13 protein-coding genes and 1 riboswitch are annotated in these 13542 nt (G+C 43.2%); of the genes, 5 read left to right on the top strand and 8 right to left on the bottom strand.

What is annotated here, in order from left to right:
• Window position 1 precedes the first annotated feature (1 nt).
• From OCU48_RS15365 to OCU48_RS15350, 4 genes are all read left to right on the top strand, one after another.
• The gene (locus tag OCU48_RS15365; protein ID WP_141344689.1) at window positions 2–1174 is read left to right on the top strand and encodes a glycosyltransferase family 2 protein; all 1173 of its coding nucleotides are present in this window, start codon (window positions 2–4) and stop codon (window positions 1172–1174) included.
• 25 nt (window positions 1175–1199) lie between these two features.
• On the top strand, window positions 1200–1838 hold the full coding sequence (locus OCU48_RS15360; RefSeq protein ID WP_141344688.1) for a sugar transferase: 639 nt from the start codon (window positions 1200–1202) through the stop codon (window positions 1836–1838).
• A gap of 244 nt (window positions 1839–2082) precedes the next feature.
• The gene (locus OCU48_RS15355; RefSeq protein ID WP_141344687.1) at window positions 2083–4230 is read left to right on the top strand and encodes an LruC domain-containing protein; all 2148 of its coding nucleotides are present in this window, start codon (window positions 2083–2085) and stop codon (window positions 4228–4230) included.
• 24 nt (window positions 4231–4254) lie between these two features.
• Window positions 4255–4743, top strand: a complete 489-nt coding sequence (locus OCU48_RS15350) for a hypothetical protein (protein WP_141344686.1) — start codon at window positions 4255–4257, stop codon at window positions 4741–4743.
• A 100-nt stretch (window positions 4744–4843) separates the two neighbouring features.
• Here OCU48_RS15350 and OCU48_RS15345 read toward each other — a convergent pair whose 3' ends face one another.
• The 6 genes from OCU48_RS15345 to nirB all read right to left on the bottom strand — a co-directional run bounded on the left by OCU48_RS15345 (window position 4844) and on the right by nirB (window position 10900).
• Window positions 4844–5014 carry a hypothetical protein gene (locus OCU48_RS15345; protein WP_167496164.1) on the bottom strand — a complete coding sequence of 57 codons (171 nt, stop codon included), beginning with the start codon at window positions 5012–5014 and terminating at the stop codon, window positions 4844–4846.
• Between the two features lie 63 nt (window positions 5015–5077).
• Window positions 5078–5926, bottom strand: a complete 849-nt coding sequence (locus OCU48_RS15340; RefSeq protein WP_141344685.1) for a hypothetical protein — start codon at window positions 5924–5926, stop codon at window positions 5078–5080.
• Window positions 5927–6143: 217 nt separating this feature from the next.
• The gene (gene cobA, locus OCU48_RS15335) at window positions 6144–6902 is read right to left on the bottom strand and encodes a uroporphyrinogen-III C-methyltransferase (protein ID WP_141344684.1); all 759 of its coding nucleotides are present in this window, start codon (window positions 6900–6902) and stop codon (window positions 6144–6146) included.
• Window positions 6903–7041: 139 nt separating this feature from the next.
• Window positions 7042–7887: a formate/nitrite transporter family protein gene (locus tag OCU48_RS15330; RefSeq protein ID WP_141344683.1), complete on the bottom strand. Its 846-nt coding sequence runs from the start codon at window positions 7885–7887 to the stop codon at window positions 7042–7044.
• A 115-nt stretch (window positions 7888–8002) separates the two neighbouring features.
• Complete coding sequence (gene nirD / locus OCU48_RS15325) at window positions 8003–8326, bottom strand: nitrite reductase small subunit NirD (protein ID WP_141344682.1); 324 nt, start codon at window positions 8324–8326, stop codon at window positions 8003–8005.
• A gap of 12 nt (window positions 8327–8338) precedes the next feature.
• A complete protein-coding gene (gene nirB / locus OCU48_RS15320) occupies window positions 8339–10900 on the bottom strand; it encodes a nitrite reductase large subunit NirB (RefSeq protein WP_141344681.1) in 2562 nt (853 codons plus the stop codon).
• A 354-nt stretch (window positions 10901–11254) separates the two neighbouring features.
• Window positions 11255–11352, top strand: a riboswitch (purine riboswitch).
• Between the two features lie 30 nt (window positions 11353–11382).
• Between nirB and add the strand changes: the two genes are divergently transcribed.
• The gene (gene add, locus OCU48_RS15315) at window positions 11383–12378 is read left to right on the top strand and encodes an adenosine deaminase (RefSeq protein WP_141344680.1); all 996 of its coding nucleotides are present in this window, start codon (window positions 11383–11385) and stop codon (window positions 12376–12378) included.
• A gap of 53 nt (window positions 12379–12431) precedes the next feature.
• On the opposite strand, the gene OCU48_RS15310 is transcribed toward add, so the two are convergent.
• Both OCU48_RS15310 and OCU48_RS15305 read right to left on the bottom strand, forming a co-directional pair.
• A complete protein-coding gene (locus tag OCU48_RS15310; RefSeq protein WP_141344679.1) occupies window positions 12432–12782 on the bottom strand; it encodes a YajD family HNH nuclease in 351 nt (116 codons plus the stop codon).
• Between the two features lie 85 nt (window positions 12783–12867).
• Window positions 12868–13488, bottom strand: coding sequence for a LysE family translocator (locus OCU48_RS15305; RefSeq protein ID WP_141344678.1), 621 nt, complete (start codon window positions 13486–13488; stop codon window positions 12868–12870).
• Window positions 13489–13542: the final 54 nt, after the last annotated feature.

Here is a 13542-nt window from a genome sequence, read left to right as displayed (position 1 = left end):
CATGTCTACGTATCACGCTCTACTCGTCACTGTATTTATGGTCGCTAGCTTTCTTATCGTCTATCACCATGTAGGATATCCACTGCTACTTAAACTCATCGCTAAACGCACGACAAAACAAAAAACCATGGTTACGGTACGTCACTTTCAAGATACTGCCTTAGACACTAAACGCCCATCCATCACGATTATTGTTCCCGCATTTAATGAAGAAGAGTGGATTGCAGACAAAATCCGCAACATAGCCTCATTGGATTACCCCAATAAAAAACTATCTGTAAAAATAATCTGTGACGGGTGTAGCGACAATACGGCGAATATAGCAATCGCGACCATCCAAGAAGCGATTTGCGCTGATACGCTATTTGAAATCGTTGAGCACAAACAAAATCGTGGCAAGGTCGCTATCATCAACGAGGCCATGGAATCTATCCAGTCAGATCTAACCGTACTTAGTGATGTCACTTCGTTAGTCTCTATTGACGCTTTGCTGATTGCAGAGTCTCACTTTGAAAACGAACAGGTTGGCGTAGTAAACGGCACTTACTCTCTGTTTGATAGTGGTAGTGAGGGGGAAGAGAAATACTGGCAGTATCAAAGCAGTATTAAATCCGCAGAAGCAAACCTTGCTACCTCTATTGGATCACACGGCGCGTTCTACGTATTTCGCAGTCACCTGTTTCAGCCTTTGGCTTCAAACAGCATCAATGACGATTTCATCTTACCAATGCGTATCGTTGAGAAAGGCTATTTAGCCGACTACGACACCAATGTAATTGCCACAGAAATGCAACCCACACAACTTAGCGATGACTTTTCTCGTCGACTGAGAATTTCCGCAGGCAACATGCAACAGGCCATTACTCTCATTGGTTTATTTCACCCAAAATTCAAGACGATAGCGTTCGCTTTTTTCTCGGGAAAAGGGCTGCGGTTGCTAATGCCTTATCTAATGTTTGCCACATTGGTGAGCAGTGCATTATTGCAACAGTACGTCATTTTCCAAATTGCGTTCTACCTACAACTTGCCATTTATGCCTCTAGCTTAGTCTGCTGGATATGTCCCCCACTATTGTCATTCAAACCCTTGGGACTTATCCATTACATCTTACTCGGACATACCGCCAACCTCATCGGCGGCCTACGCTATCTTGTTATCAAAAACAGCCATTAACTTACTCGTTTACAAGGAATTAGCTATGTACACGCTAACTAAAAAGAACAATACCATTACCTTAGGAAAACGCTTTTTTGATGTGACGGGTTCACTGATTGGTATTGCCTTAATGTTACCTTTGCTACCATTTATCGCGATAGCTATCTTAGGGACTTCCAAAGGCCCTTTATTCTATCGTCAACTGCGAGTAGGAAAATCTACCCCGAATGAAATGGCTTTATTTGAAATCATTAAGTTTCGCACTATGTATCAAGATGCAGAAGCTAAAGGCGCGGCTTGGGCAACCAAACACGACCCTCGAATTACACCTGTTGGTCGTTTTTTAAGAAAAACTCGCTTAGATGAACTGCCACAGCTGTTTAACGTGTTAAAAGGTGAAATGTCGCTGATTGGCCCTCGCCCTGAGCGCCCAGTATTTTACAAAACGCTTGAAAAAGAAATCCCATTTTTTGCAGACCGAACTTACGGCGTACTTCCCGGTATTACAGGGCTTGCCCAAGTTAATCAAGGCTACGATACCTCAATAGAAGACGTGCGGTCCAAGGTAGGATACGATCACAGCTACGCTCTATCTCATCACTCTGTTCGAAATTGGTTCGTGACTGATTTTCAAATCACAGTGAAAACACTGCGCATCATGGTCGATGGTAGAGGGCAATAACTTCCAACCACTTCTCCTTTTAGATAGTAAGAATCTCCATTTGCCCAACCTAGTTGGGCTTTTTTGTTTTTAGAATGAAGAATTGTTGTCTTTTCTCAAAATGAGAATCAAAAAAGCAACAATATCTAAATTTCCTCTCTTATTTCCCCTTTAAAGTTGGCACGTATCTTGGAATACCTTTAGTACGAATAACACTAGCCAGTAACTCACTACTACTGCGGCCATAACGTATAGGGAAATCAACATGTCAAACCGCAAAGGATTCAACAAAAGTCTTTGGGGCATTTTAGTTGCAACAGGAGCGAGCTTTATCGCTCCTGAAACCAAAGCAGCTGCATTTGAGACCTGCCCAAGTAAAGCCTACTTGTTTCAAGCCAACCCGGTTCAGGTTTACGGAGTGAACTTAGTCACCGGTCAGACGGCGTTACTGCAAGGAGACACTGGGCTTAATACCAACATCAATGCCGTTGGCTTTGATTTCGAGAGCCGATATATCTATGGCTACGACACTGGCAACAAGCAAATTGTACGCTTGGGTGATAACTTTCAAGCGGAAGTACTCAATACCGTAGGCCTACCTACCGACCACACCTTTTATGTAGGTGATGTGTTCAATAACGTTTATTTTCTATACCGAAAAGGCAAAGGATTATTTAAAATCGACCTTGCTGCACTTAACGACGATCCAAGCACTTATTTAGTGGTAGAGCAAATCAGTAACACTGCAAGCATCCAATTGACCGATTTTGCTTTTCATCCTGGTGACGAATCGCTTTATGGTATCGATAACAGCAGTGGCATTCTTTACCGCTTTGATACATCAAATGGTGCGGCTACTGCAATTGGTGATACGGGCGTAACAGGGACCTTCGGCGCAGGCTACTTCGATGTAAATGGCAATTACTACGTATCTCGCAATAATGACGGCAATATTTATCGTGTAGATCTCTCTGATCCTGCGAAAATTGCTGAAGGTGATGTGCCAGCGGTTAAATTTGCTGATGGACCAGCTTCTTCTCAAAATGACGGTGCACGCTGTGCTAATGCCCCATTGATCGATGAAGACTCGATGATTGATTTTGGCGACGCTCCAGACAGTTACTTAACTACGTTAATGAATAACGGTCCTCGACATCAACTTGATGGTATCACTTATTTAGGCAATCAAGCGCCCGATGGCGAACAAGATGGGCTCATTACACCATTGAGTGATGACACAACCGGCGTTGCAGATGAATCGGGCGTTGGCTTTGTTACCGCAATTGAGCCGGGGTTAGACTCAATTGTCAGTGTTAATGCCTCTACACAAGGCTACCTGTCTGCTTGGTTTGACTGGAACCAAGACGGGGACTTTGATGACGAAGGAGAGAAAGTCTTTTCAGATGTTCAACTCTCTTCGGGCTTGAATGCCCTGCCCTTTACCGTTGATTACAACGCCGTAGATGGGCGTACATGGACACGCTTTCGATTTAGCCAACAGCAAGGGCTAGATTACTTTGGTGGCGCAACCTCTGGCGAAGTCGAAGACCATCCAATCAATGTCTCAACCGCCGGAATCACAATCAGACATTTCCCAAGTGAAACCGGTTTTGCCACCCTAGCTTACGAAGACAACTGGCCTTACACAGCAGATTACGATATGAACGATGTAGTAATGCACTACCGAATCACAGAGGTATTACGTGATAATCAGGTCGAGAAATCCCTTGTTCAAGGACGCTTGGCTGCAGTTGGGGCTGACTACCACAACGGCTTTGCGGTGCGCTTACAAGGTATCCAGCAAGTAGATGTAGATACCCTACTGACTCGTCAATATCACAACGGTGTTTTGCTTGAAAATAATGGTTTAGAATTCGACAGCAGTGAAGCTATCTTCATCATTGAAAACGATCTTACTGATTATAAAACCAATACCTGTTCGTTCTTCAGAACTCAAATTGGATGCGCTGAAGACGAAAATTTTAGCTTTGAGCTGCACATTACTCTAGATAGCGATAGTGACCGTAGTAGCTTGGTTGCTATGCCCTATGACCCCTTTATCTTCGCGACACCAGGGTATTACCACGGTGAAGGCCTGCCCTTCCAACCAGGACGCCAATGGGAAGTTCATTTAGCAGATTATGCACCTACTGAAAAATTTAACGGTGATGCCATGTTTAACGTAGGCGTGGATGCAAGTAATCCAGACCAAGGAATTTACTTCAAAACCGATAAAAATCTACCCTGGGCTCTATTAATGACCGAAGAATGGAGATGGCCTCTAGAGCGAACAGACCTAGTGCATGCCTACCCAGAGTTCGCAGAATATGCAGAGTCAGGTGGTAAACAAAAAAACACATGGCACAAACGCAACCGCTCAATTCGTTCGAAAATTTACGACCTATCAAACTAAGCTAGGAAAATAGAGGATTTCACTATGAATACATTGACCAAAACAACATCCATTTTAGCGGTTTTGATACTGACAGCATGTGGCGGTGGCGGCTCTGACTCATCGTCAGGAGCAGCACAAGTAGAGGAACCATCCTCTGATATCGACAATCAAGGTAGCGAGGATACCTCTAGCGTTCAAAACCCTCTTCGCTCTATGCAGGATTTAGCGGTTCCAGTTGACTTCGATTACAACCCGACTCAATCAGTAGACGTACTGGTAGATATCAGTGCGGTGAGCACCAAGCGTGCGTATATTTCTGTATACAGCGAATTCCAACAAAACACTGACGGAACTCTTACCCCTGACTATTCATATCGTATAGCTAATGGTGCCCTTGACACCGGAAAGGGCGAAATTACGATCACCTATGCACAAGAATATACAAGCTTGCTTGCAGAGATTTGGTTTTATGATGGCACAGAGCCAATGCAACGGATAATTACTAGGGACAACAGCAAGATCACTTATTAACCTTGAGACTGAGTGCTACTTCAATGGGTAGCACTCCTGTCTATCCTATAATTCTAATCCTCTTTTACTTATCGCTTACAGTCAGCAATCGAATCGACAGTTAGCTACCCAGAATGACTAAGTGGTAATGTCTAATACCATTAGTCAAAGCAATGCCAATCACAATACGTAAAGCACCAGCAATAGCGAGCAGATACACGATTGAGCTTACTTTATGTGCGTAGTGGATTGTTATTCGTTTACTAGCAATGACTCCTTTACTCGAACTCATTCAATACTAAAACGCCCCGTCAAATTGACGAGGCGATTTAAAGCATGCTTTAGTTTTAACTTCTTAGTTTACAGATTCCGTCAGCATTCTCTGATGATCCGCAATGACCTGTATTCTAGTAACTATGTCTTCAAAACGTTGTTTGTCCGCATTCGAATAGAAAACAATCGCACCGTCTTGAATTGTCCAGCCATCTCGATTTGCATCGAGCATTTCTATGATGCTTCTCACTTCTTGTAGCGCAGACAACTCGGCTTTCCACATCTCATTTTGTTGCTGAGAATGAAGGATCTGTGCATCGATATAACTATCTTCCATTACTGCACTAGCTTCATTGTCGTAAAGTTGCTGCTCAAGTTCGTGAACTTGTTGTTGCGTTTGCAAGAGATGATTCAAAATAGCCGATTTTGTATCTTGAATAATAGCGTAGCTTTCTACTAAGTCGGTATCGTTTTGCAAACGAGAAATATCTAGAATCGAATACCAACCTGATTCCATAACCGCCTGCTGGTAACTTTGGTTTAAATCTGTAGGTTGCGGTAAGGTGATGGGCTCTTGGCTTTGCCGAGTCTGCTCAGATACTAAGGGAATAGTAGCACTAGGCGATTGGTATTGCTTTTGGAGGACGGAATGCGAACCAATAAAACGCCCTACGCCTAGCGCTGTAATAATGATCACTAAAGACCAAACCGCTCTGACAGTTCTACGAGCACTAGTAAAGAAGATCAGCAATAAGCCCCAGCAAAATAAAATGCTAGCTAACCACTGCCAACTGGTGGCAAAGAATGACGAGTGTGTCTGTGGTGCTGAGTACCCTTGATAGGTAGACAGTGTTGTAACCAGTATTAACCCAAACAGGAAATATACCAGGCTACCTGAAAGCGATATCGCTCCCAGAGTTCGTTTCTTCATATTTAGCTTTCCTTGCTAAGCGTGACTGCTCTACTTGAGATTTCATCCTGAAACTCTCATTACAGCTTTCAGCTATAACAATAGATCGACTTTGGATCATTTGCACCATTTGGAAGCGAATTTACTACTCCGCTCACAACAACTATTCTAAAACGTGCAACTCTTATAAACTCCATTTCATAGGAGTTTCAATCTTACACAGTGATTTTAAATATTGTTATTCAAACCAATTAAGTTGCGAATGTAGGCTCGTAACACTGCCAACGACAATCAGAGAGGGACTTTCAGCTTCTTGGGCTATAGTAGACAACTGAGAAAGCGTCCCAGTTAACACGCGCTGTTGAGGTGTAGTACCTCGCTCAATGATTGCAATAGAAGTCTCTTCCGATAAACCTGCAGTAATGAGTTTATCTTGAATATTACCACTTTCTTTTAGACCCATATAGAACACTAAGGTTGTATTACCCTTTGACAAGCTAGCCCAATCTATATCCATGCCTTCTTTCTTCAGATGACCCGTAATAAAGTGGACACTTTGAGCATGATCTCTATGGGTCAAAGGAATACCAGCATAAGCGGTACAACCTGCTGCGGCGGTAATGCCAGGTACTACTTCAAATGGAATCTGTTCTAAAGCTAGTTTCTCTAGTTCTTCTCCACCACGACCAAAAATAAACGAGTCACCACCTTTAAGACGAACAACGTGCTTATGCTGTTGAGCTTTATCCACCAATACTTGATTGATCTGATCTTGCGGTACACAGTGATGGTTCAAACGCTTACCAACATAAATAAGCTCTGCATCAGGGTTAACTAACGCCATGATTTCAGGTGACACCAAACGGTCATACACAATCACTTCTGCCTTTTGTATCAGACGCAGTGCCTTGACCGTCAAAAGATCTGGATCTCCTGGGCCAGCTCCGACCAAAGAAACAAACCCACCTTGATTTGAAGAAACTGATTTAGATGTCATAGAAAAACTCTCTAATGCAAAGCGCCTTAAACTTTCGTCCTAAAGCGACAAAATTATTTATAAGAAGTGACCAACAACAAGGTTCTTGACCACTTGTTATAAACAATTGCCCCACATTAAAGTGAGGCAATGTTATGAATTAGCGCTGCGTTGCTAGCTCAGCTTCTACTTTCTCTTGAGCATCGATTGCCGGAGCAGTTTTAGCGTGAGTTAAGTAAAGCGGGATACAAGTAAACAGTAAACCACCGACGATGTTGCCAAGAATGGTAGGGATAAGGTTGAAGTTCAACCAAGTCGCGATACCAAAATCTGCGCCTAGCATCATACCTAGTGGGAATAGAAACATGTTTACTACTGTATGCTCGAATACCAATGCAAAGAAGATGAAAATAGGTAACCACATAGCAGCAATCTTGCCCGCGACTGTACGTGCTGTCATGTTACCAATTACGCCCAAGCAAACCATAAGGTTACAGAAAATACCGCGCACGAAGCACGTAATCCATCCGTCCATACCCATGTTTTCAAAACCTACGGTACGAGCTGTAGATACAGCAATGAACTTCTGTGCTACTGCGTTTGGATCGAGAGAGAAATTGCCAGTCAGCGAAACTGCAATTAGGAAAGCAACAATTAAAGAACCAATTAGGTTGCCAAGACCAACAAGGCCCCAACAACGCATAACGCGGCCCCAAGTGATGCCTTTACGGTTTTCAAATTTTGCTAGCGGAGCTAGACCAAATACACCTGTTACTAGGTCATACCCCATTAGACTCAATATGCAAAAGCCCACAGGGAACACTAGTGCCCCTACAATGCCTACGCCAGTTTGAACAATAGCAGTAATAGCGACAACAACAGCTATTGACAAGATGATGCCAGCCATGGTGCCACGGAGAAGAAGATCTCGCGTGCTTGTTTTCACTTTGGCTTCACCAACGTCTATCATCGTTTGCACAAATTCGGCAGGTTTTAGATCATTCATTTTGTTATCCATATAAAAGTTAAAGTTAAAGTTAAAATTAAAATTGAATAGTCAAAGGCTCCCTGCCCTTGCTCTTTAACAAAGTAAGCAAGGAACCTTTTCGCTATTGAATCTCTTAAGCAGAAACTTCTACTGCACCTTTCACTACGCGTGCTTTGAAAGATTTAACGTTAAAACGCTCGTCTTCCATACAAACACCCGTGCTTAGATTGAAACGTTGTTTCTTCAATGGACTAGCCACCCATAACTCATCTTTGTGCTCAACAATCAAACCACGTGACAACACGTTAGATTGAGCAAATGGGTCTGTGTTTGAGATAGCGAATACCTTCTCGTCAGCCGAAGGCCTAAAGAGTGCAACCTGCTGACCTGCAACCAGCGCACATACGCCTGTACCCGGTACGATGTCGTCGATTTTACAAATTTTTTCAAAACTCATGATTACGTCCTCTTACTCAGTAATGGCAGCATGAAAGATATCGCCTTTCGCTTCAGGGTGTTTCTCCGTGAAGGTTGCAGGGCGATGTTGCTGACGGCCGTCTTCTACAAACACAACGTTGTCATCACGAAGGTCTGAGTTAATAAAGTGAGAGAAACGAGTCAGTTGCTTTTCATCATTGATAGTGTCAGTCCACTCACAACGGAACTCTTTAACTAACTTCTCGACATCAGCCTCAAGTTGAGCGTTGATGCTGAGTTTGTCTTCAACGATAACTTCGCGTAAGTAGTCCACACCGCCTTCTATATTATCCATCCATACAGACGTACGCTGTAGCGGCGCTGCCGTGCGAATGTAGAACATCATAAAGCGGTCGATGTATTTGAGCAGGGTTTCTTGATCTAGGTCTGTTGCAAGTAAATCTGCGTGACGAGGTTTCATACCACCGTTACCACATACATACATGTTCCAACCTGCGTCGGTTGCAATGATACCCAAGTCTTTACCTTGTGCTTCCGCGCACTCACGAGTACAACCTGAAACGCCAAACTTCATTTTGTGTGGGGTGCGAATGCCCTTATAACGATTCTCAAGTAAAACACCTAGACCAACTGAATCTTGAACACCATAACGACACCAAGTTGAACCAACACATGTCTTAGCCATGCGAAGCGCTTTACCATAAGCCTGTCCAGTTTCATAACCAGCACTGATTAGCTTGCCCCAAATTGCAGGAAGATCATCTTTTTGCGCTCCAAACAAGCCGATACGTTGAGCGCCTGTCACTTTGGTATACAGGTTATATTCTTCTGCAACACTCGCAAGAACACCTAATGCTTGCGGTGTTACTTCACCGCCCGGCATACGAGGGATTACAGAGTAGGTACCATCTTTTTGGATATTCCCAAGGAAGTTGTCATTGGTGTCATGCAGTTTAACCAATTCTGGTTTAAGGATATGCTCGCCCCAGCAAGACGCTAAAATTGAACCAACCAGTGGTTTACATACTTCACAGCCGTAGCCCTTGCCGTATTTCTCTACAAGCTCGTCAAAGGTTTTGATCTCTTCAATGCGGATTAGGTGAAATAGCTCTTGGCGAGAGTACGCAAAGTGCTCACATATATCACTTTTCACTTCCACACCCGCTTTGGCCAACTCAGCATTAAGCACTGATGTCACTAGTGGGATACAGCCGCCACAACCAGTACCTGCGCCAGTTACCGCTTTTACATCACCTATGGTGTGGTGACCATCTGCGACAGCTTGAGCAATCTTGCCCTTCGTTACGTCAAAGCAAGAACAAATAACCGCGCTTTCAGGCAGAGCATCTGCACCTAGTGTTGGTTTTTCCGCGCCAGCGTGTGCAGGAAGAATCAATGCATCTGGGTGATCTGGCAAGTCCATATCGTTCAGCATTAGCTGAAGAAGATCGCCATAATCAGAAGTATCACCGACCATTACCGCACCAAGCAGTTTCTTGTTGTCTTCAGAAACGATGATACGTTTATAAACTTCTTGCTCTTCATTTTGATAAACGTAGCTCTTACAACCAGGAGTACGACCGTTCGCATCACCAATTGAACCCACTTTAACGCCCAGTAGTTTCAATTTAGCGCTCATGTCTGCGCCTTCGAACTGGCTGTCGTTACCTACAACGTGATCAACAGCGACTGTGGCCATCTTGTAGCCAGGAGCGACTAGACCGAAGAAGGTTTCGTTCCATGAAGCACACTCGCCGATAGCGTAGATACTTTCGTCTGAAGTTTGGCAATGGTTGTTGATTGCGATACCACCACGAGGTGCGATATCAAGGCTCATTTGACGCGCAAGCTTGTCTTGAGGACGGATGCCTGCCGAAAATACAATGAAGTCAGTCTCAAGCTCAGTGCCATCAGCAAAACGCATAACATTACGCAGTTCCTTGCCTTCTGGAGCGATTTCGAGTGTATTCTTACTCGTATGCACTTTAACGCCCATACGTTCTATTTTTTGACGAAGCTGATTACCACCCGCTTGATCAAGCTGTTCTGCCATTAGCTTTGGTGCAAATTCAACAACGTGCGTTTCAACACCTAGTGCGCGCAGTGCACCTGCAGCCTCGAGGCCAAGAAGACCACCACCGATCACAACGCCAACTGTGCTATTTTTGGCTGTTGCTTCAATCGACTTTAGATCCTCAATTGTACGGTAAACAAAACAATCTTTGCTTTCGTTACCTTTGATTGGTGGAACAAATGGGAAAGAACCTGTCGCCATTACAAGCTTGTCATATTCAATTTCACGACCAGTGCTTGAATATACGATACGGTTTTCACGGTTTACATTAATAGCACGCTCGCCCAACAGAATGTTGATGCCATGCTTTTCATAAAAACCTTCTTTAACAAGAGAAAGTTCATCAGCCGTATGGTGAGAGAAATAAGAGGATAGGTGAACACGATCGTAGGCGATGCGTGGCTCTTCGCAGAACACTGTAATATCCATGTTGGAAACATCTGTTTTCTCAACAAGATCTTCGATATAACGGTGTCCCACCATGCCGTTTCCGATGATAACTAGCTTCATCTTGCTCATAGCGGTTCCTTTAAAATTATAAAAACTTGCGCGATTGTATGAGGGAACCACTTTTGAAAGTTGACCAAGATCAATCAGGTAAAGATATACCTCCTTTTGGGTATTTGTCATACAAGACTACAAATAAGTTATTGATTCATAATGAATATATATCTCAGTGCCTTGTAATAACTTTTAACTATAAAGCTCCAAAATTAGAATTTAATTGCAGTTTTTTTGATGAAATCAAAAAGTATTTATGAGTTTTATGTTTGCTAATTTCGTCGTGTCAATTTGCTATTTTCCAATTGAATATTTTATTAATTTCTATCCGGACTATTCGTTGCTAATTGTAACCGCCACCAGCAGTTGTTAGAATCACGCCACAAATTGCTTCATATAATCCCTCTGATATGGTGTGGGAGTTTCTACCAAAGGCCTATCCTTTGATTATGAAGTCATTGTCTTTATTTGTTCCTCTCTTTTGATAAAGGTAACGACTTATGGATTTTTACTCTCTCCCAAAAATAGACCTTCATTGCCACCTCGATGGTAGTGTTCGACCAGAAACCATTATTGATCTTGCAAACATTCAGCAGGTTAATATTCCGAGCCAAAATGTCGATGTGATTCGCGATCTTATGATTGCTCCAGAAACCTGTGTCGATCTTCAGCAATACCTTACTCGCTTTGACCTTCCCCTTCAGGTAATGCAAACCCAAGAGGCTCTAGAAAGAATCTCCTATGAAGTATTTGAAGATGCAGCTAAAGAAAACGTTAAGTATCTTGAAGTGCGTTTCGCCCCGCTACTCCACATCAACCAAGGACTGACTATTGAACAGGTCATCTCGTCCGTGGTTAAAGGTATGCAGCGCGCTGAACAAGCTTATGATATTCGCGGAAACTACATACTTTGTATCTTGCGCACAATGCCAAAAGATGACATCAATCAAGTGATAGATGAAGGTGCTAAGTTACTGGAAAATGGCGTGGTCGCCTTTGATCTTGCTGGGGCGGAGTTATCCGGTTTCTGCCATGATTTTGTTGAAGAAACAGAGTATGCGAGAAGCAAAGGTTTTCATGTCACCATACATGCTGGTGAGCAAGGCGATGGCCAGAATGTTCAAGATGCTGTTGAGCTTCTTAAAGCTGAACGTGTCGGGCATGGCATTCATATCATTAATCATGCAGGCGGCTATGATGCGGTTAAAAACAATCACATTGGGCTTGAAACCTGCCCTAGCAGTAATGTTCAAACCAAAGCGGTTGAAAACATCGAGTCACATCCTGCTAAGCGCTTTTACGAGCAAGGTCTAGCAGTGACAATCAATACCGACAATCGAACGGTATCTAACACCACTATGACTAAAGAAGTACAAAAGGTTTGTGAGTTATTTGAGCTTACTGATGCCGATTACAAAGCCATCTACCTCAATAGTGTTGAACAAAGCTTTGCCAATGACAACGTTAAGCAACACCTTCGACATTATATCGCCTAAACAAATAAGGCCTGCGCTTCAAACGCAGGCCTTAGATAATGGCAGCAAATATTTTATTTTTTCATTAGCTTAGCAAGATCAGCAAACGGGTTGTGCGTGGCTGATTGATGTTCATCCGCTCTCGCAACAGGATCAACACCATAACGCTCGTGATCTGTGTACTTAGAGTGCTCATGATCATGACAATACAAGCAAAGTAACTCCCAGTTACTTCCATCTTCAGGGTTATTGGTATGGTCATGGTCTTTGTGATGTACAGTCAGTTCACGAAGATTTGAAAAAACAAACTCTCGTGCACAATTGCCACACACCCAAGGATACAGCTTAAGGGCTTTATCACGATAACCCGACTCTTTGCGGGCATAAGCGGCACTGCTGCCAGTATAATCTGATGAAGAAGACATCTTTATTTCCACATTCTTTGTTGATTTACTGAATAAATTAGCACAAATTCCCTTATGACGCAGTTACGCTATTGAGATCTAGCCCTCAACTTAAAAACAGCCACACGCCCACTCCAATCATAAGTGTCCCTGCTATGCGATTCATCAGCTTTACATTGCTGCTATTAGAAAGCATAACTCTAAGCCCCTTCCCGCCCGAAGCATAGATACTCATACAGATAAATTCAGATAGCATTATGATACTGACTAAGATAAGTAGTTGTGGTGCTACAGCATGGTTTGCGCTGATAAACGGGGGTAATAACGAGATCATGAACGCCCAACCTTTCGGGTTTGCAATCGCCGTTATAAATCCTTGTGCCACCAATCCGTAATTCGAGGCGTTAGAAGACTCCAGATTGTCGTCCGTGATTGCCATCTTACCTTTTGAGCGCCACATTTGGACGCCTAGGTAACCAAGATACAAGGCCCCTATCGTTTTAAACCCAATAAACAGCATTGGCATCTTTATCATAACTGCCGCTATACCAAGTACTGCACTAATGGCAACCACGGCAACGCCAAATACTTCTCCTAGCATCATCCATAAAGTACGTTTATAACCAATGCTCATTCCTAAGCCTAGGGCTAACGTCATGCACATACCTGGAGTTATCGATACAAAAAGAAAAGTGGGGATAAAAACCCATAAGGTTGCGAGTTCCAAGATTTAATGTCCCTATTAAAGCAGTAAAAAAACACACTATCGATAATTGGATAA

This window comes from Vibrio inusitatus (genome assembly GCA_024346935.1).
GTDB classification, from domain to species: Bacteria; Pseudomonadota; Gammaproteobacteria; order Enterobacterales; family Vibrionaceae; genus Vibrio; species Vibrio inusitatus.
The sequence above is the reverse complement of the archived record's forward strand: the minus strand, read 5'-3'. Positions and strand labels throughout refer to the sequence as shown.